The organism is Nocardia vulneris (assembly GCF_001613425.1).
Lineage (GTDB): Bacteria > Actinomycetota > Actinomycetes > Mycobacteriales > Mycobacteriaceae > Nocardia > Nocardia vulneris.
The window spans coordinates 139,831-158,430 of the sequence record NZ_BDCI01000011.1 but is presented as its reverse complement, the minus strand read 5'-3'; the positions used below and the strand labels follow the sequence as shown (position 1 = coordinate 158,430).

19 protein-coding genes are annotated in these 18,600 nt (G+C 67.9%); 13 read left to right on the top strand and 6 right to left on the bottom strand.

What is annotated here, in order from left to right:
• Positions 1 to 194 precede the first annotated feature (194 nt).
• On the bottom strand, positions 195 to 1,376 hold the full coding sequence (locus NVU01S_RS15035) for a cytochrome P450 (RefSeq protein WP_043677186.1): 1,182 nt from the start codon (positions 1,374 to 1,376) through the stop codon (positions 195 to 197).
• Positions 1,377 to 1,471: 95 nt separating this feature from the next.
• Between NVU01S_RS15035 and NVU01S_RS15030 the strand changes: the two genes are divergently transcribed.
• From NVU01S_RS15030 to NVU01S_RS15000, 7 genes are all read left to right on the top strand, one after another.
• Positions 1,472 to 2,281, top strand: a complete 810-nt coding sequence (locus tag NVU01S_RS15030; protein WP_043677184.1) for an SAM-dependent methyltransferase — start codon at positions 1,472 to 1,474, stop codon at positions 2,279 to 2,281.
• Between the two features lie 126 nt (positions 2,282 to 2,407).
• On the top strand, positions 2,408 to 3,328 hold the full coding sequence (locus tag NVU01S_RS15025; protein WP_043677182.1) for an aldose 1-epimerase family protein: 921 nt from the start codon (positions 2,408 to 2,410) through the stop codon (positions 3,326 to 3,328).
• 159 nt (positions 3,329 to 3,487) lie between these two features.
• Positions 3,488 to 4,630 carry a metallophosphoesterase gene (locus tag NVU01S_RS15020; RefSeq protein ID WP_209444847.1) on the top strand — a complete coding sequence of 381 codons (1,143 nt, stop codon included), beginning with the start codon at positions 3,488 to 3,490 and terminating at the stop codon, positions 4,628 to 4,630.
• A 138-nt stretch (positions 4,631 to 4,768) separates the two neighbouring features.
• Positions 4,769 to 5,863 (top strand): BMP family lipoprotein, encoded by a 1,095-nt coding sequence (locus NVU01S_RS15015; RefSeq protein WP_043677179.1) that lies wholly within the window; start codon positions 4,769 to 4,771, stop codon positions 5,861 to 5,863.
• Between the two features lie 27 nt (positions 5,864 to 5,890).
• Entirely contained in the window at positions 5,891 to 7,402 is a 1,512-nt protein-coding gene (locus tag NVU01S_RS15010) for an ABC transporter ATP-binding protein (protein WP_043677177.1), read from the top strand.
• A complete protein-coding gene (locus NVU01S_RS15005) occupies positions 7,399 to 8,568 on the top strand; it encodes an ABC transporter permease (protein WP_043677175.1) in 1,170 nt (389 codons plus the stop codon). The genes NVU01S_RS15010 and NVU01S_RS15005 overlap by 4 nt, the downstream gene beginning before the upstream one ends.
• Complete coding sequence (locus NVU01S_RS15000) at positions 8,568 to 9,848, top strand: ABC transporter permease (RefSeq protein ID WP_052281045.1); 1,281 nt, start codon at positions 8,568 to 8,570, stop codon at positions 9,846 to 9,848. The genes NVU01S_RS15005 and NVU01S_RS15000 overlap by 1 nt, the downstream gene beginning before the upstream one ends.
• On the opposite strand, the gene NVU01S_RS14995 is transcribed toward NVU01S_RS15000, so the two are convergent.
• Genes NVU01S_RS14995 through NVU01S_RS14980 form a run of 4 tightly spaced genes read right to left on the bottom strand, consistent with a single transcriptional unit; the run spans position 9,849 to position 13,601 of the window.
• Positions 9,849 to 11,189, bottom strand: a complete 1,341-nt coding sequence (locus NVU01S_RS14995; protein WP_043677173.1) for a hypothetical protein — start codon at positions 11,187 to 11,189, stop codon at positions 9,849 to 9,851.
• The gene (locus NVU01S_RS14990; RefSeq protein ID WP_043677171.1) at positions 11,186 to 11,584 is read right to left on the bottom strand and encodes a hypothetical protein; all 399 of its coding nucleotides are present in this window, start codon (positions 11,582 to 11,584) and stop codon (positions 11,186 to 11,188) included. The genes NVU01S_RS14995 and NVU01S_RS14990 overlap by 4 nt, the downstream gene beginning before the upstream one ends.
• On the bottom strand, positions 11,581 to 11,769 hold the full coding sequence (locus NVU01S_RS14985; RefSeq protein ID WP_043677169.1) for a hypothetical protein: 189 nt from the start codon (positions 11,767 to 11,769) through the stop codon (positions 11,581 to 11,583). Before NVU01S_RS14985 ends, NVU01S_RS14990 begins: the two co-directional genes overlap by 4 nt.
• On the bottom strand, positions 11,766 to 13,601 hold the full coding sequence (locus NVU01S_RS14980; RefSeq protein WP_043677167.1) for a hypothetical protein: 1,836 nt from the start codon (positions 13,599 to 13,601) through the stop codon (positions 11,766 to 11,768). Before NVU01S_RS14980 ends, NVU01S_RS14985 begins: the two co-directional genes overlap by 4 nt.
• A gap of 633 nt (positions 13,602 to 14,234) precedes the next feature.
• On the opposite strand from NVU01S_RS14980, the gene NVU01S_RS14975 reads away from it, so the two are divergent.
• The 6 genes from NVU01S_RS14975 to NVU01S_RS14950 all read left to right on the top strand — a co-directional run bounded on the left by NVU01S_RS14975 (position 14,235) and on the right by NVU01S_RS14950 (position 17,455).
• Positions 14,235 to 14,636, top strand: coding sequence for a hypothetical protein (locus NVU01S_RS14975; protein WP_014987377.1), 402 nt, complete (start codon positions 14,235 to 14,237; stop codon positions 14,634 to 14,636).
• A 26-nt stretch (positions 14,637 to 14,662) separates the two neighbouring features.
• Positions 14,663 to 15,433, top strand: coding sequence for a F0F1 ATP synthase subunit A (atpB, locus tag NVU01S_RS14970; RefSeq protein WP_052281038.1), 771 nt, complete (start codon positions 14,663 to 14,665; stop codon positions 15,431 to 15,433).
• A 49-nt stretch (positions 15,434 to 15,482) separates the two neighbouring features.
• On the top strand, positions 15,483 to 15,740 hold the full coding sequence (locus NVU01S_RS14965) for a F0F1 ATP synthase subunit C (protein WP_014987379.1): 258 nt from the start codon (positions 15,483 to 15,485) through the stop codon (positions 15,738 to 15,740).
• A 27-nt stretch (positions 15,741 to 15,767) separates the two neighbouring features.
• Positions 15,768 to 16,256 carry a F0F1 ATP synthase subunit B gene (locus NVU01S_RS14960; protein WP_014987380.1) on the top strand — a complete coding sequence of 163 codons (489 nt, stop codon included), beginning with the start codon at positions 15,768 to 15,770 and terminating at the stop codon, positions 16,254 to 16,256.
• A complete protein-coding gene (locus tag NVU01S_RS14955) occupies positions 16,253 to 16,831 on the top strand; it encodes a F0F1 ATP synthase subunit B family protein (protein ID WP_014987381.1) in 579 nt (192 codons plus the stop codon). Before NVU01S_RS14960 ends, NVU01S_RS14955 begins: the two co-directional genes overlap by 4 nt.
• Before the next feature lie 129 nt (positions 16,832 to 16,960).
• Positions 16,961 to 17,455, top strand: coding sequence for a group II truncated hemoglobin (locus NVU01S_RS14950; RefSeq protein WP_043677164.1), 495 nt, complete (start codon positions 16,961 to 16,963; stop codon positions 17,453 to 17,455).
• Here NVU01S_RS14950 and NVU01S_RS14945 read toward each other — a convergent pair.
• Positions 17,443 to 18,345, bottom strand: coding sequence for a serine hydrolase (locus NVU01S_RS14945; protein WP_043677162.1), 903 nt, complete (start codon positions 18,343 to 18,345; stop codon positions 17,443 to 17,445). The genes NVU01S_RS14950 and NVU01S_RS14945 overlap by 13 nt on opposite strands.
• Positions 18,346 to 18,600 lie beyond the last annotated feature (255 nt).

The following is an 18,600-nucleotide window of genomic DNA, read 5'->3' as shown; positions in this document are numbered from 1 at the left end:
GTTGTGCCACAACAGATTCCGACAGGTAGCCCGCAGTCACCGGCGAACAGTGGCCCCGAGAATTGAGGGCACGCACCGCGGGCGAATACGTCCCGGATATCGCAATACCAAACCGGTCGCTTGATTGTTGAATGGCGGGCGACCGCGCCCCGGTCGCCCGCCGACAGCCCTGTTCGGCGCGCCGACAGCCCTGGTCAGCGCAGCGTGACCGTGGTGGGCAGGGCCGCGAAACCGCGGTTGTTCGACGCGTGGATGCGGCGCACACCGCCCGGGTCGATCTCGTACGCCGCGACCTTGCCGACGATCTCGCTCAGCGCGACGCGCAACTCCAGTTGGCCGAGGTTGGCGCCGAGGCAGTGATGCCTGCCGCTGCCGAAGACCAGGGCAGCGCTGGTGTCGCGGTCCAGGTCGAACTCGTCCGGCTCGGCGAAGACCGCCGGATCCCGGTTCGCCGACCCGGTCAGCAGCAGCATCCGCGCGCCCGCGGGCACCGTCGTCCCGTGCAACTCGAATTCCTCGGTCGCGGTGCGCAGCGCGGTCTGGGTGGCCGGGTCGTAGCGCATGCCCTCGGCGATCCAGTCGTCGATGCGCCCGTCGAAGGCCTTGCGCCGCTGGTCCGGATGCTGCCAAGCGGCATGCCAGAGGTTGCCGAGGGTGAGCATGGTGGTCTCGATGCCCGCGCCGACCAGCAGGATCAGCACGCCCACGATCTCTTCCGGGGTGAGCCGGTCGGCGCCGTCGGCCGCGTCGAGCAGGCCGGAGAGCAGATCGTCGCGCCGATCCTTGCTGCGCTCGATGGTCAGTTCGGTGTAGTAGCCGATGAGGGCGCCGATCGCCTGGATCGCCTCGGGCCGCAGGTCGGTCGACTCCTCGTCGGAGTACATGATCTCCATGCCGAGCTTGCGGATCATCTCGCGGTCCCGCTCGGGCACCCCGACCAGTTCGGAGACCACGTCCGTCGGATAGGGGCCCGCGAACTCGGTCATCAGGTCGAATTCGCCGCGCTCGAGCAGGGGCTCCAGCAGTCCACGAGCGATCTCCCGCAACCGCGGTTCCAGCGCCTGCACCCGGTGCTGGGTGAACGCCCGCACCACGAGTCCGCGCATCCGGGTGTGCCGCGGCGGGTCCATCGCGACGAAGGAGAACATCTGCTCGGCCTGCGGACCCCAGAAGGCCGGCTCCATCCGAATCGAGCCGTTGGCGCTCGAGAAACGATCCGAATCCCGTAGCGCGGCAAGAATATCCGCATGCCGCGAGAGCGCCCAGAAGTCGTCGGACGCGTTCCGGTAGACCGGCGCCTCGGTGCGCAGCCTGGCATAGGCCGGGTACGGGTCCTCGTGCACGGCGAAGTCGTACGGGCTGTAGTGCAGTGGCATGATGGACTCTCCCGGGGCGGCGCGACGTCACCCTCGCTACTGGTTCGCAACTCGAGCTGACATGATGACCATAGTCGAGATGAATTGAGGGCGTTGTGGACTCGGAATCGACAGCGGCGAGAATCGATGTCTCGAAGCCGCACCCGGCGCGCCGGTACGATTACTGGCTCGGCGGCAAGGACAATTTCCCCGCCGACCGGGAGTCCGCCGACATGGTCGCGCAGGCTTTTCCCACCATCCGGCTGGCCGCGCTGGAGAACCGCAATTTCCTGCGCCGCGCCGTCGGCTACCTGGCCGATTCCGGCGTACGCCAGTTCCTCGACATCGGCGCGGGCCTGCCCACGGCGGGCAACGTGCACGAGATCGCCCAGGGCATCGCGCCCGAGTCGCGCATCGTCTATGTGGACAACGATCCGATCGTGCTGGTGCACGCCCGCGCGCTGTTGAACAGCTCGCCCGAGGGCGCGACGGCCTACCTCGACGCCGACATCCGCGACCCCGACCGCATCCTCGGCCACCCGGACCTGCTCCGGGTGCTGGACCTGGACCAGCCGGTGGCCTTGATGCTGGTGGCCATCATGCACTTCTTGACCGACGACGACGGTCCCTACGAACTGGTCCGCAAGCTGTGCGACGCACTGCCCTCCGGTAGTTACCTGGTGATGTCGCACGCGACCAGCGACCACCTCTCCCCCGACGAACTCGCCGAGAACAACGCCGCCAACAAGCGCAGCGGCGTCCCGTTCCGGTTGCGCACCAGCGAGGAGTTCGCCCGCTTCTTCACCGACCTCGACCTCGTCCCGCCGGGTATCGCGTCGGTGACCGCGTGGCGGCCCGAGGAGTATCGGCCGCACCCGCGCGCCGAAGCGGTCTCCATGCTCAGCGCGGTCGCCCGCATCCCCTGACCGCGTCGGCGTGCGCCGTGCGCGGCCCGAACTTCGTTGTGCGATCGGCCTTCCCGGACCATCGCGGTTTACTGAACGACCGACCAGGTGCGGGCGGCCACGGCGCCGAGCGGTACCGTCCTCCCCATGACTCCGCCACCGTCCGGACAGCAGTTCTCCATCGGCCACGGGGAGCAACGGGCGGTGATCGTCGAGGTCGGCGGCGGGATCAGGGAGTACCGCGTCGGTGATCGCGATGTGCTCGAGCCCTATGCCGTCACCGCGATGTCGGACGGCGGCCGCGGCGCCGCGCTGATCCCCTGGCCGAATCGGCTGGCCGACGGCAAGTACCGGTTCGACGGCGTCGACCACCAGCTCGCCCTGTCCGAACCCGGCAAGCACAACGCCATCCACGGGTTGCTGCGCTGGCGACCGTGGCGCGCGACCGAGCACGAGCAGGACGAGGTCACCATGCGGGCCACCTTGCATCCGAGCAAGGGTTACCCGTTCCAGCTCGAGCTCGCCGTCCGCTACGCGCTGTCCGACCAGGGCCTGACGGTGACCACCACGGCGAGCAATCTGGGCGACACGCCCGCGCCGTACGGCTGCGGCCACCATCCCTACCTCTCACCAGGCCCGGGCCCGATCGACGCGGCGACGCTGCGCTTCGCGGCCGCGACCCGGATCGTCAGCGACCCGGACCGGCAATTGCCCGTCGGCACCGAACCCGTCCCCGGCACCGCCTTCGATTTCACCGCACCGAAGCCGCTCGGCGGCCTGGTGATCGATCACCCGTTCACCGATCTGGCCCGGGACGAGCACGGCCGCGCCTGGGTGCGATTGCAGGGCGCCGACGGGGCGGTCGCCGAGTTGTGGGTCGACGACTCCTACCCGGTGATCCAGTTGTTCACCGGCGACACGCTGCCCGCGCCGCGGCGGCGGACCGGTCTGGCCGCGGAGCCGATGACGTGTCCGCCCAACGCCTTTCAGAGCGGTGACCGGCTGATCCGGCTGGCCCCCGGCGACACCGTCGCGACCCGGTGGGGCGCACGGCTGACGCGTCCCTGACCCCGGCCCGGCTCGCCGCGTGCGTTCTGCTGTGGACGAACGCGCTACGGACGCACCGTCCGCGCCGGGTAATCTCGACGGAGCCCGCGCCGGGTAATCTCGACGGAGCCCGCGCCGGGCGGAGGGACCGTGCGCAACCGCGCCCCGAGGATGGTCTCTGTGAAGTACGTGCCCCGCGTCGCCCTGTTCCTGGCGATCCCCGCAGTGTTGTTCCTGCTGCCCTGGTGGACGCTGGTCGCCGCGCCGACCACGGGCGCGGGGCCGCTGTTCTGGCTGGGCACCGCGCTGTTCGCGCTCGGTTTCGCGGTGCTGCCCGCGTCGATGTTCCTCGGGCACGGCCCCGCGCAATCGGACGCCGCCTCGATCGTGGGCGACACCCTGCTCGGCGTGCTGTGGGTGGTGTTCAGCTGGTCGGTGCTCGGCAATGTCGCGGGTCTGGCGCTGGCGGCCGGCGGGATGTCCGACCCGGCGCGCTCGCGCGTCGTCGCGGCCGGCGTGTTCGTGATCGCGACCGCGCTGGTGGCGTGGGGCGTGTTCGAGGCGCGGCGGGTGCCGCGGGTGCGCACGGTCGAGGTGCCGATTCGCGGTCTCGGCCCCGGGCTCGACGGATTGCGCCTGGTCGTCGTCACCGACACCCATTTCGCCGCGCTCGACCGGCTGCGCTGGTCGGAAAAAGTGGTCGACGTCGTCAACGCGCAGCGGCCCGATATCGCCTGTCATGCGGGGGATCTCGCGGACGGGTCGGTGGCGAAGCGGCACCCACAGGTCGATCCGCTCGGCAAGGTCGACGCGCCGCTGGGCCGGTTCTACATCACCGGCAATCACGAGTACTTCGGCGACGCGCAGGGCTGGATCGAGCACATGACCTCGATCGGCTGGCAGCCGCTGCACAACCAGCACGAGACGGTGACCCGCGGCGGTGACCGGCTGGTGATCGCGGGCATCGACGATCCGACCGGTGTCGGCCTGCCCGGTCACGGCCCCGATCTGCGCACCGCGCTGGCCGGCGCGGACCGGACGCTGCCGGTGGTGCTGCTGGCCCATCAGCCCAAGCAGATCACCGACACCGCGGCCGAAGGAATAGATCTGCAGATCTCCGGCCACACCCACGGCGGCCAGATCTGGCCGTTCCACTACCTGGTCCGGCTGGATCAACCGGTGGTGGCCGGCCTGAGCAGACACGGCGCGAACACCCAGCTCTACACCAGTCGCGGCACCGGATTCTGGGGTCCGCAGCTGCGTGTCTTCGCCCCCAGCGAGATCACCGTCCTGGTCCTGCGCACCGCCGCGGCGACCGGGTAACCGCGCGGGGCGCTCCCGCCGCGAAGGTCCGCGAAACCGCGCCAAGATCGGTTTCGCGGCCTAAACTCCTCCCACCACTGCAGTCCTCGGCAGGTTCGGTGAGTTGGGTTGCGGGGTATCGCGTTTCAGGAGGCAAAAATGGGCAGGTTGCTACGCACCCTCACCGCCGCCGGTGTGCTCGTGCTGACCGTCGCGGCGTGCGGTAGTCCGCCCGCTGAACAGGACAAAGCCGGTGAACCGGGCGCCAAGGACTTCAAGGCGTGCATGGTCTCGGACTCCGGCAAGTTCGACGACAAGTCGTTCAACCAGACCTCCTTCAAGGGCGTCACCGACGCCGTCGCCGCGCTCGGCATCTCGAAGGCACAGCTGGAGTCCAAGTCCGACAACGACTACCCGACCAACATCAACACGATGGTCCGGCAGAAGTGCAACATCATCGTCACCATCGGCTTCAAGCAGGGCGACGCGACCTACGCCGCCGCGAAGGCCAACCCGGACATCGACTTCGCGATCGTGGACTACGCCTACACCGATACCCAGAAGAACCCGCCGCTGCCGAACCTGCAGGGGCTGACCTTCAATTCCGCCCAACCGTCGTTCCTGGCCGGCTATCTGGCCGCGGCGCAGACCAAGACCGGCAAGGTCGGCACGTTCGGCGGCATCAACATCCCCACCGTGGCGATCTTCATGGACGGCTTCGCCGAGGGCATCGCGCACTACAACAAGGTGAAGAACAAGCAGGTGCAGCTGCTCGGCTGGGACGAGGCCACACAGCAGGGCGTGATCACCAACGACTTCCAGGACAAGAACATCGGCAAGACCAAGGCCAACGATCTGATCAGCCAGGGCGCCGACATCGTACTGCCGGTGGCCGGTCCGGCCGGTCTGGGCGCGCTGGAAGCCGCGCACTCCTCGGGCGGCAAGGTCCTCGCGATCTGGGTCGACACCGACGGCTGTGTCAGCGCCGCCGAGTACTGCTCGTCGCTGCTCACCAGCGTCGAGAAGGCGATGGACGTCGCGGTGCAGAAGGCGATCACCGACGCGTTCCACCAGCAGTTCAGCAACCAGGCCTATGTCGGCACGCTGGCCAACAAGGGCGTCAGCCTGGCCCCGTACCACGAGTTCGACGGCGTGGTACCCGCCGAACTGAAGAGCGAGATCACCGCGCTGGCCGCCGATATCGCGAGCGGGAAGATCACGCTGACCTCGAAGGCCCAGCCCGCAGCCAAGTGAGCCGCGGCCGTCACCACGGGGAGCGATATGCGGCTCGAATTACGCGGTCTCACCAAGCGATTCGGTTCTTTGCTGGCCAACGACCACATCGACCTGGTGGTCGAACCGGGCGAAATCCATTGCCTGCTGGGCGAGAACGGGGCGGGCAAGAGCACGTTGATGAACATGCTCTACGGCCTGCTGCAACCGGACGAGGGCGAGATCCTGCTGGACGGCAAGGCCGTGACCTGCCTGTCCCCCAGCGACGCGATCGATGCCGGAATCGGCATGGTGCACCAGCATTTCATGCTCGTTCCGGTGTTCACCGTCGCGGAGAACATCATCCTGGGCCGCGAGCCGACCACAGGGTTCGCCGTGCTCGATCGCGCGGCCGCACGGCGGCAGGTGCGCGAATTGTCCGAGCGGTACGGGTTTCCGGTGCGCCCGGACGCGCTGGTCGCCGATCTCTCGGTCGGTGAGCAGCAGCGGGTGGAGATCCTGAAGGCGTTGGCCAACAACGTCGAAGTGCTGATCCTCGACGAACCGACCGCCGTGCTCACCCCGCAGGAGATCGACGAATTGATCGAGGTGCTGCGCGCCATCGCGGCGAACGGCACCTCGATCATCTTCATCACGCACAAGCTGAAGGAAGTCACCAGGATCGCCGACCGGATCACCGTCATCCGCCGCGGGAAGGTGGTCGGCACCGTCGAACCCGATACTGCCGAAACGGATCTCGCGGAACTGATGGTCGGCCGGTCGGTCGAGCTGGTGGTCGCCAAGACACCGGCCGCACCGACCGGGCCCACCCTGGTCGTCGATGGGCTGACCGTGGTCGACGCGGCCGGCGCCGTCGTCGTGGACGACGTGTCGTTCCGGGTCGACGGCGGCGAGATCGTCGGCATCGCGGGCGTGGTCGGCAACGGCCAATCCGAACTGGTCGCCGCGCTGCTCGGGCTGCGGACACCGGTGGCGGGCACCGTGGCCGTCGGCGGCTGGCAGGTGGTGGGCCGCTCGCCGCGGCAGCACCTGGCGGCCGGGATCGGCTATGTGCCGGAGGATCGTTCGCACGACGGCATCATCGGTACGTTCAGCGTCGCCGAGAATCTGGTGCTCGATCTGATCGACCGCCCGGAGTTCTCCCGGCACGGCGTGCTCTCCCCGGCCGCGGTGAAACGCAATGCCACCCAACGGATCGCGGAGTTCGACATCCGCACCGGGTCGATCGCCGACCCCGTGCGCACGCTGTCCGGCGGCAATCAGCAGAAGGTGGTGCTGGCCCGCGAACTGTCGCGGCCACTCGAGGTGCTGATCGCCGGGCAGCCGACCCGCGGCCTGGATGTCGGGTCGATCGAGTTCGTGCACAAACGCATTGTCCGCGAACGAGATCAGGGCACCGCGGTGCTGATCGTCTCCACCGAGCTGGACGAGATCTACGCGCTGTCGGACCGCATCATCGTCATGTACCGGGGCCGCATCGTCGGCATCGTCGGCCCCGACACCCCGCGCGATCGGCTCGGCCTGATGATGGCGGGCGCGGCGCCGGAGGAGGACGCATGACCGGGACGACGCGCGGCGATTCGACCAACGGCCGACCGGCGGGCCGGGCCTGGGTACGCGAGACGGTCGTCAGCGCACTGGCATTGGTGCTCGCGCTGGCCGTCGGCGCGGTGCTGATCATCGTCAGCGACCCGAATGTGACCGCGGCACTGGGCTATTTCTTCGCGCGGCCGCTGGACACGGTGTCCGCGGCGGGCACCGCGGTCGGCGAGGCGTACCGGGCACTGTTCCTCGGGGCCTTCGGCGGCAAACACCAGATCGCCGAAACCCTGGTCGCCGCAACGCCGTTGATCTGCACCGGGCTGGCGGTCACGCTGGCGTTCCGAACGGGACTGTTCAATATCGGCGCGCAGGGTCAGCTCATCGCCGGGGCGCTCTGCGCGGGCTGGGTCGGCTTCGCGCTGCACCTGCCGCCGGTGCTGCACGTGGTGGTCGCCTTGCTGGCCGGTGTCGCGGGCGGCGCGCTGTGGGGCGGTCTCGCCGGACTGCTGAAGGCCCGCACCGGCGCGCACGAGGTGATCACCACGATCATGGGCAACTACGTCGCGCTGTACGCGCTCACCTGGTTGCTCACCACCTCGACGTTGCAGCGGCCGGGGCGCAACGAGCCGATCAGCCCGGTGGTCGACGAGACCGCGCAGCTGCCCCGATTCGGCGATACCCGGCTGCATCTCGGCCTGCTCGTGGCGCTCGGCGCGGCCGGACTCGTCTGGTGGCTGCTGTCCCGGTCGACGCTCGGCTTCCGGTTGCGTGCCGTCGGCGCCAATCCCGATGCCGCGCGCACCGCGGGGATGAGCGTCGGCAAGGCGTACGGGCTGGCCATGCTCCTCGCCGGCGGTCTCGCCGGACTCGCCGGGGCGCAGCAGGTGCTCGGCACCGCGCTGCCGCTCACCAACGGCATCGCCGGATCGTTCGGCTTCGACGGCATCACCGTCGCGCTGCTCGGGCGCGGCAGCCCGATCGGCACCGTCTACGCGGCCCTGCTGTTCGGCGCGCTCAACGCGGGCGGCAACGAGATGCAGGCCGCGACCGGCACCCCGCTCACCCTGGTCACCGTGTTGCAGGCGGTGATCGTCGTGCTGGTCGCGGCGCCCGCGGTGGTGCGCACCGTGTTCCGGATCAAAGCCGAACGTGCGGACGCCGTCCTCGCGAAAGGGTGGAACTGATGGTGACGACCACCTCCGCGGCCGCCGGCCGTCCGCTGGAATCACCCGAGAAGCGAAACCGGCGGCTACGGCTCGGGACCCTGCTGCTGATCCTGGCGCTCACCGCGGTGGCGCTGGCGCTCTATACCCGGTCCGGCATCGTCGACTTCCGTTTGGCCGCACCGGATGCCGCCGGACCATCGGATATCGACGTACCCGCCAAACCGACGGCGCTGGTGCTGTCGGTGCTCACGCTCGGCATCGCGATCGCCCACCTGTGGCGCGGGCTGTCCGGGCGCTGGGCGGCCTTGCTGTTCACCGTCTTCGGTTTCGCGTTCGTGGTGACGTTCGTCTGCTGGGCGGCCTCGGGCAAGATCTTTCCGCTCACCAATCAGATCCAGGGCACGCTGGCGCTGTCCACCCCGCTGATTCTCGGCGCGCTGGCCGGTGTGCTGTGCGAACGCGCGGGCGTCATCAACATCGCCATCGAAGGCCAGCTGCTGGCGGGTGCGTTCGCGGCCGCGCTGATCGCCACGGTCAGCGGCAGTTTCGTGGTCGGCGCGGTGGCCGCGGTACTCGCCGGGGTGTTCGTCGCGTGGCTGCTCGCGGTGTTCTCGATCCGCTACCTGGTCAACCAGATCGTGCTCGGCGTCGTGCTGGTGGTGTTCGCCACCGGCATCACCGGCTTCCTGTTCGATCAGCTCGGCGACCTGTCGAACGGACCGGCGCGGTTCAACAACCCGGGCACGTTGCAGCCCATCGCGATTCCGGTGCTGTCCTCGATTCCGATCATCGGCCCGACCGTCTTCGATCAGACCGCGCTGGTGTACGCGATGGTCGTCGCGGTCGTGCTGATCGGCTACGTGCTGTACCGGACGCGCTGGGGTCTGCGGGTCCGGGCGGTCGGTGAACACCCGCGCGCCGCGGCGACGGTGGGCATCAAGGTGCTGCGCGTCCGGTATCAGGCCGTGCTGCTCGCGGGCGCGGTGGCCGGCCTCGGCGGCGCCTACTTCACCATCGGCTCCACCGGCGGTTTCACCAAGGAGATGACCGCGGGCAACGGCTTCATCGCGCTCGCCGCGGTGATCATGGGCCGCTGGCATCCGCTCGGCGCGACCTGCGCCGCACTGTTTTTCGGTTTCACCAAGGCGTTGCAGGGCCAGTTGCAGGTGCTGGCGACGCCCATCCCGACCGAGGTGCTGCAGATGACGCCGTATCTGCTGACCGTGATCGCCGTGGCGGGTGCGGTCGGCCAGGTACGACCGCCGAAGGCCGACGGCGAGCCCTATGTGCCGGGCTGATCATCCGCCGAACAGCAGGTACAGCCCGGTGAAGGTGAAGCCGACCATGGTCAGCATGAGCGCGAGCTGACCGGTGGCGCGCTGCGCCGGGGGCAGCACCCGCAGGCAGCGATCGTGCGCGGCGGTCACGCCGAGCACATGCCCCGCCAGCACGGCGAGCACCTTCACCCCGGCCAGCACGGCAGGATGCGCGGACAGCAGGTAGACCACCCGGTGGTGCCCGAGACCGGCGATATCCCAGCCAAGCTGGAACGGATCCGCGAACAGCAACGCCGTCACCTGACCTTTCTCGACGAGAAAAGTCAGGTAGTGCGCGACGATATAACCGGCGACGATCGGCGTGATGCTGTGCACGAGCAGACCGGGCAGCCGGGCGCGCTCGGCCCGGGCCAGGCCGCCGGTGGCGCGGGCGGCGCCGGCGAACAGCAGGCCCACCACGGCGATGACGGTGAGCAGGCCACCGGTGCGGACCAGCGTCGCGGCGAAAACCGAAGCGCCACCGAGCGTATCGACCAGGTCACGCCAGCCGGGTAACGCGGAAAGACTGTCGAACGCGGTGGATCCGAGCAGGGTCGCCGCGAGCGCCACCGACCCGGCCCGCACCGGCGTGCCCGCCAGATTGTGCAACGGCCACCGCAGCACCGGCGCACCCGTCGCGGACCTGCGCCCGAGCGGGCTGAGCCGGGCGAGCAGGCTGCTGTACACCTCGAACGGATCCCCGCGTTCGGCCCAGGTCGTACCGAACACCACCAACCCGGCCATGGTGAGCACGACATAACCGAGCAGCCACCAGCCCACGGCGGCAACCGAACCCGGTGCAGGAGACGCCAGCTCCAACCAGACGAACGCGAACAACCCGAGCACCGCCGGTCGGTAACCCCACGCCTCCGGATAGCCGCGGATACCACGTCCGGGATCACGGCCCAGCACGGCACAGCCACACCGATGCACCGCTCGCAACGGGGACACGATCTGCCAGACCGGACCGAACACCAACGATGCGAGCATCACCCCGACCCACACGTATATATAGAGCACTCCCGGCACCGGATTGTGCTGCGGCGACGAGGAACCGAACACGGCCACCAGCGCGATCAGCACGGCGGCCAGGACGCTCGGCACGGCGATCGCGATCCGGACGGGCCGCGCGTCGAGCACCGTACGCACGGAGGCCGGCAGCAGCAGGCCGGGCGCGTCCGGGTCCAGCCGGGGTCTGCGCCAGGCGACGAGCAGGATCGCGAACGAGAAGGTCAGTGCCCACGCGGCTCCGACGAGGGCGTAGGTCAACGGAATCGGCAGATCCGCCGCGCCGTTCAGCCCGTGTGCCAGCGGCCGGGTCACTGCCGGATCAGCAGGGTGGTGATGGTCTTGCCCGCCTGGTGCAGTTCGATGTCCACGCGGCCGGGCACCGTGACGATGAAGCGGAACTCCTGTCCGGCCCGTGCCTCGACCGGGAAGGTCTGACTCGGTTCCGAGTGCACATGCAGTTCATCGGCGGCGTCGCTGTCGAGTTCGACGATGATCGGTTGATACAGCCTGGCCTCGGTTCTGGTGTTCGTCGGCGTCACCGTCCCGCCCGCGATCCGGACGGCGATCCGGACTTCCGCGGGACGGTCTATCGAGATACTCGCGGCGGTGCGCTCGGCGGGCGATTCGGAGCCCACCCCGCACCCCGCCACCATGGTGACCGCGGCGGCGATCGCCGCCAGTCCGCTCCATCGGCCTGTGTGCGTCACGGGTTCTCCTCTCTGCCAGGCGGTTCCGCGTTCTCCCCGGTCGCGCGCCGGTTCTCGCGCCGCTCGGCCCGGCGATCACGCGCCGCGATCACCAGGATCACGCCGACCACCGCGAGCGCGGGCACGAACGCCGGAATCGCCAGCAGCATCGAATGACCGGCCAGCACCGTGCCGTCCGCGTTCATCGCCGGACCGGCTGCGGTGCGCGGACGTCACCGCGGTAGGCGAGGTTGATCCGGGCCGCGCCCCACGAGAGCGCGCCGATCACGAGCAGCGAGCACACCAGTACGACCAGCGAGGCGGCGGCGAGCAGCCAAGCCGGGTGATCGAACGAACGCTCCCGCTGCAGCACGGTGATCTCGGCGACGAACGGGCGGGTGAACTCGTCCGGTGCGGGCACGCCCGCCGCGTCGATGCCGCGATCGTCCGGCAGGTAGATCGGCAGAGCCGCCAGCATCCGGCCGTCGTGCACCCGCAGCACCGTCTTCCAGTTGCCGTACGCCGGAACGGGTCTGGTGCTGATGTAATGCCCGGGTTCGACCAGCCGCAACTGGTCGACGACGAGCCCGCGGCCCGGGCTGTCCGGACCGACGCCGCCCTGCCACGCGAGCACCTGCACCCATTCGGGATCGTCGCCGACCACGTCCGTCGGCGCCATGGTGAGATCGAGGGTGACCATCCGCCCGCCGCGCACCGGGTCGGCGTCCTGCACCCGGACGGTCGCGCCGGCCTGCTCCGGCACCTCGGTGCGCAGCCCGTTCGCGGTGGCCAGGCCGGCGATCAGGACCGCGAGCAGCACGATCGAGCGCCGCACCGCGGGTCTCGGTATCGGCTCGCCGCAGAGCACGAGCCCGAACAGTGCGCCGAGCACGCCGCCCGCGACACCCACCGGCACCGACATCAGCAGCAGCTCCGGCCACATGCTCGCGGGCCAGCTGTTGACGAATGCGCGCTGGATCCACAGTGATTCGAGCCAGAGCCCGGCGGTGGCGGCGGCCAGCCCGGTGAGCGCGCCCCACCACAGCGGCCTGCCGGACAGCGGCAGCAGCGCCATCAACTCCACCACCACGGCGATGCCGAGGTAGAGCGGGAAGATGTTGTGCGGTTCGCCGAGCACCGGGCCGACCAGCATGGCGACGAGGCTGCGGACGACACCGGCGAACACGACCGCGACCAAGGCGCTGCCGCGGCCGAGGGTGTAGCGCGCGCCCACCAGGGCCACCGTCCCCGCCGCCGTGATCAGCATCGGCTGGAAGACGAAGCGGAACTGCTCGACACCGAAGTCGAATTCGACCTGATACACCGACAACCCGATCAGCAGCCCGCCGAAGGCGAACACGCGCCCCAGCCACAGCCAGCGCCCGTCCACCCGCTCGGGATCCGGCCGGTCCAGCCTGCCCTCGAATTCCAGCAGCAGCACCGCGACCAGCGACAGCCCGGCGCCGCCGATCAGCATGAGATGGGTTGGGCCCCAGAGGGTGACGTCCTGGCCGAACAACCGGTGCCAGACGTCGTCGAGCGGGAAGCCGATCAGCGCGTACAGCCCGACCGCGGCCATGAGTACCCCGCCGACCGGCGCGTACCAGGTGCGGGTGATCCGGATGGCGGCCGGTCCCGGCTTCTCGTCCAGCGGCAGCACCACGGCCGTCATCCCCGCGATGAACAAGAAGAACAGCCCGATCAGGATGAAGTAGTGCGCCGGATTGGCCAGCGGCCCTTGGTCTCTGCCCTTGCCGATGTGCAGGCTGACATCCCAGATGAAGCCGACCAGCGCGGTCAGGATGGTGGTCAGGAACAGCGTGAGCGGCAACGCGACCCAACCGGGACGATTGCTGTACGCGCCGAGCCGATCCGCACTCGCCTGCAGCCAGGTGATGCGCCGAGTCCGATGCAGGTACGCCACCACGAACAGACCCGCGGCGACCACCAGCGCCGCACCGGTCAGCAGCGCGACCTGATCCAGTGCGGCGCCGCCACCTTCGGAACCCCGTGCGGACACCGCGAACTCAGGCCTCATCGCGCACACTCTCTCTGTAACTCGAAGTCTCTGTAAACGCTAATGCCCAGGACCGGCCGAGATATGCGGATGATCATGCGCGAGTTACAGATCTGGGATCACTCACAGCTATCCGCCATTCCGCGCTGGGGCAGTTCCCAACCGGGGCACGCAGATCCACACTGCCGCCCTGCCGAAAGTCGAGTTCGCCGCACCGGGTACTCTCCGGCAGCAAGTTTTCAGCAGCCGTAAATTCGGACAAAACGGACTTAAAAACTAAATAGGACAAATAGCAACAAGCGGTGACACGTCACCAACTGGGGAGCGAACACGTACTGTCGTGTTGCCATCGATTTACCCCTCGATGGCGTACCCTGGGCCAGCCGGTGACCGCCCGCCCGATCGCGCAGGACCCGGCTCCACGATCTCCAGAAAAAGCGCAGTTCAACACGTTTCGAGAAAGGAAAAGCGGCCCCGCCGGAATGGCGTCGGGCCCTTCTCCTATGCACTTGCATAACAACGCCTTTGGTAACCAGAGGATATCTAGAACCCATTTCAAGATCACGGGAATGCAAGATCAAAAACCTTGGTACGCAAGCAGGTTGAGATGTGTATGCTGTGGATCAATCACGACCCCCACTACGAGGTGGGCCGATGGACGAAGGCGGTGTCTGTGTGGACGTGAATAGGCTCCAGATACGGCGTTCAGCCATTGTCGCGATCGCTCTGGGTGTGCTGGCATTGGCCATTACCGGGATGATCGATCGACTACTGCTCGGCACATTCATCTGCGCCGGGTTGTTCGTCGGTTGGCTGAATGCACAGCTCACCCTGTGGGCCATCACCCGAATAGCCAACGCGGCCACGCCGAGCAAGCAGCGCCTGGTCGGTTCTTCCGCCGTGCGGCTCCTCGGTATCACCGCCGTCGCGATCCTGGTGGCTTTCCTGGCCCGCCCCAATGGCGTCGGGATCTTCTTCGGCCTGGCCCTCTTTCAAGTCGCCCTGGTCTTCAATACCGTTGTGCCTGAATTGAAAGGGCTCCGCCAAACGCCATGACGATCTCAGCCATTTCGTTTACCCAGATGGCCGCGAGCGTCACCTTGCTCGCCGAAGAGGCTCCTGCCGGAGAAGAACCGAAGATCAAAGTCGGCCACCATGCGGTGGCCCATGTCTTCGGAATGGACTTCAACGTGGACACGATCGTGTCCACGTCGGTCGCGGCGATCATCGTGCTCGTGCTCGCGTTCCTCCTGCGCCTGAAGCTGACCTCCGGGGTACCCAACGGCGTTCAGCTGTTCTTCGAGGCCGTCACCGTGCAGATGCGCGGTCAAGTGGAGAGCGCCATCGGCATGAAGGTCGCGCCGTTCGCGCTGCCGCTCGCCGTCACGCTGTTCGTGTTCATCCTGCTGTCGAACTGGTTGTCCGTGCTGCCGGTACAGGTCGGCGACGGTGAATTGATCGCGCCGCCCGCCTCGGACGTCAACTTCGTCTACGCGCTCGCGCTGTTCGTCTTCATCGCCTACCAGTCCGCGGGTATCGCGCGACGCGGTCCGTTCGGTCACGCCAAACAGTTGTTGAAGGGCCATACCGGCTGGGGACCGATGGTGTTCATCAACGTCATCGAAGAAATCGCGAAGCCGCTCTCGCTCTCGTTGCGACTGTTCGGAAACATGTTCGCCGGTGGCGTCATGCTCTCGGTGATCACCCTGTTCCCCTTCTGGATCAGCTGGGGCCCGAACGCCGTCTGGAAGCTGTTCGACTTGTTCGTCGGCGCCATTCAAGCGTTTATCTTCTCGCTGCTGACCGTGCTGTATTTCAGTCAGTCGATGTCCCTCGAGCACGAAAACCACTGATCGGCGAGCGCCGAATCATACGCACACATCCGAGAATAGGAAGTAGAACATGGCAGACCCAACCACCGCGTCCATCGTCCAGGGCGCGCTTATCGGCGGCGGCATCATCATGGCGGGCGGCGCCATCGGTGCGGGTATCGGTGACGGCCTCGCCGGTGCCGCGCTGATCAATGGAGTCACGCGTCAGCCGGAAGCCGAAGGTCGGCTGCGCGGCATCTTCTTCCTGACCGTCGGTCTGGTCGAGGCGGCGTACTTCATCAATCTAGCCTTCATGGCCCTCTTCGTATTCGCTACTCCCGGCAAGTAACCGGGCATGTCTCCGAGAACAGATGTGGTGGCCGAGGGGAACTTCCTCATCCCCAATGGCACCTTCTTCGTCGAGCTGCTGATCTTTCTGATCGTGCTCGGAGTCATCTGGTTCTTCGTCGTTCCGCCGATCCGCAAGGTATTGGCGGAACGCGAAGAACGCGTTGCCGAGACCTTGACGAGGACCAAGGAGGCTCGGCAGCTGTTCACCGAGGCCGAGGCCAAACATCAGGCGGCGCTGGAAAAGGCGCGCGCCGAGGCGGCCGCGATCCGGAACCAGGCGCGTGCGGAAGGCCGCGCCATTCTCGAACAGATGCGCGGCGAGGCACAGCAGGAGGCCAACGCGATTGTCGTGGAGGCCGAGGCGCAATTGCGGGCACAGGCCGATCAGGTCGCCGCGGACTTGCGTGAGGCTGTCGAGCCGCTGGCCCAATCGCTGGCCAATCGGATGGTCGGCGTCAATGATCGGCGCGCGGGCACCAGCCGCGGCCATCAGACAGGACGGGCGTCGTCATGACCCTCAGCAGCACCGACATCCTCGCCGAGAGTATTTATCAGATCAAGTTCGAATGGCCGGTCTTTCTCAGCCAGCTGTTCGGCTTCGTGGTCATCGTCTGGGTCATCGTCAAATACGTTGTGCCGCCGGTCAAACGGATGATGGCCAAGTCCCAGGACGCGATCCGCAAACAACTGGAGGAGAACCAGGAGGCCGCGGATCGGCTCACCCAGGCCAAAGAGGTCTATGACAACGGCATGGCCGAGGCCCGCGCCGAACTCGCCCAGCTGGTCGAGGACGCGCACGCCGACGCCGAGGCCATCGTGGTGCAGATGCGCGAGGCCGCGGCCGCGGAGGTCGAGCGGGTGCGCAAGCAGGGCCGCGACCAGATCGAGCTGGCCCGTAGGCAATTGATCCGCGACCTCAAGGACGACTTCACCGAACTGGTGTTGACCCGCACCACCGACGACGTCCGCGAACAGGTCCGCTCCCCCGAGGTCAAGGCGGACGCGGTCGAGAAGTTCCTGGACGAGCTCGAAACAATGGCGAACGCCGGCTCCGAACTCCGGGCCCGCAGCCAGTCACAGTGGAATTGAGTGTGCTTCAAGTGAATTGAGGCCCTGCCGGGGTAGGCAGGGCCCTCACTTTTTTTCGTGGCCGAGCGGTCGGCATGCGGCTAGTCTGACGCTGTTCGAGTTACAGCTTGTCGGATCGGAGTCGGCATCATGACGGAAGCAACTGGTACGGCGGGACAAACCGCCGACGCGGTGCCCAGCCTGTACGAATGGGCCGGGGGCACTGCGGCTTTCGAGTCGCTGACCGAGGTCTTCTATCGGCAGGTGCTGAAGGACGAGCTGGTCGGGCCGCTGTTCCGCGGTATGGACCCCGGCCATCCCCGATACGTCGCCATGTGGCTGGCCGAGGTCTTCGGCGGCCCCGCGACCTACAGCACCGAGCGTGGCGGCTACGCACACATGGTCCGCCAGCACCTCGGCAAGGCGATCACCGAACCGCAGCGCCGGCGCTGGGTGAATCTGCTGATGGACGCCGCCGACGAGGTCGGGCTACCCGACGATCCCGAGTTCCGCGCCGCCTTCGCCTCCTACATCGAGTGGGGCACCCGGCTGGCCCACGCCAATTCCCAGCCGGAAGCCACCCCGCCGCTGGAAGCGCCGATGCCGCACTGGGGTTGGGGCGTCGCACCGCCCTATCGGCCGTAGGCATCGGCCGGGCCGGACGCCGCGGACAATGGCGGGAAGTAGTCCTTGAACAGGATCTCGCCCACCCTGGTGACGGTCTTGCGGCCGACCTGGTAACCGTTCTCGATCACCTGGGTGTTGTTCATGATCGCCACCGTGAACTGCTCCCGGGGGCCGGCGAAACCCACCGAGTTCATCAGCCAGGAGCCGTCGTCGTTGTCGTCGGCCCAGCCGTTCTTGTTTCCGGGCAGCGCGTCCGCGCCCGCACCCCACACGCCCCACTGCTGGTTCGTGTCGACGGAGTCGCTGCCGTCGACCGAGCGCATCTCGCGGACGAGGTAGGCGCGGTCGCGGGCGGGCAGCTTCGTCAGCGCGAAGTCGATCAGGCGCTCGAGGTCGTTCGCGGTGACCATCATCCAGCCCCACGAGTCGGGATGGCCCGCCGAGAAGCTGAACTCCGTCATGCCGAACGACCGGAACCGCGGCGCGAACACCCGCTCGCCGCCGTAGCGGTCCCACAGCGTGGTGGCGGCGTCGTTGTCGCTGCTGTGCAGCATCCGGTGCATCAGGTCGCGATCGTCGGCGCGCCACGTGATCGTGCCCGCGTCGGCCCGCAGCAGCAGGTCGACCACCATCGCCAGCTTCGGCGTCGAACACGCCGAAATCGGCGTCCCCGCATCGGCATTGCGCCATACCGCGCCGGTGCGCCGATCCCGGACCACGATGGCGGTGAAGCCGGGCCGCTCTTTGACGTAGGCCTCGGCCTGGGCGATCCGCGCGGTGAACGCCGGGTCGAACCCGAGCGGCGTCCCGGTATCCGGCCGCAGCGGGGCCTGCTGCGCGGGCTCGGGCGGGTCGTAGAGCAAGGCCGCGGCGAACACCGCGGCGACGACCAGCACGCCGGACGTCACTAGGGGAAATCGTCTCCTGACCAACCGCACGCGTTCATCCCTCGCTTCATGTCGCAAAGGTCCTGCTCGGCGCTCTGCATCTTGCCCAGTGGGACAGCGCCCGGGCAACCCGACACCCGGCAGCGGCGACAATTGGTTGCGGTCTGCCGCGGTACAGGCCCAGAGAGCTGGGGGCACTATTTTTGACGTGGGAGCACATGTGTGAAACTTTGTAACAGGATTCGGGAGGCCGCCGATCTCCAGGTGTCTCCCGAG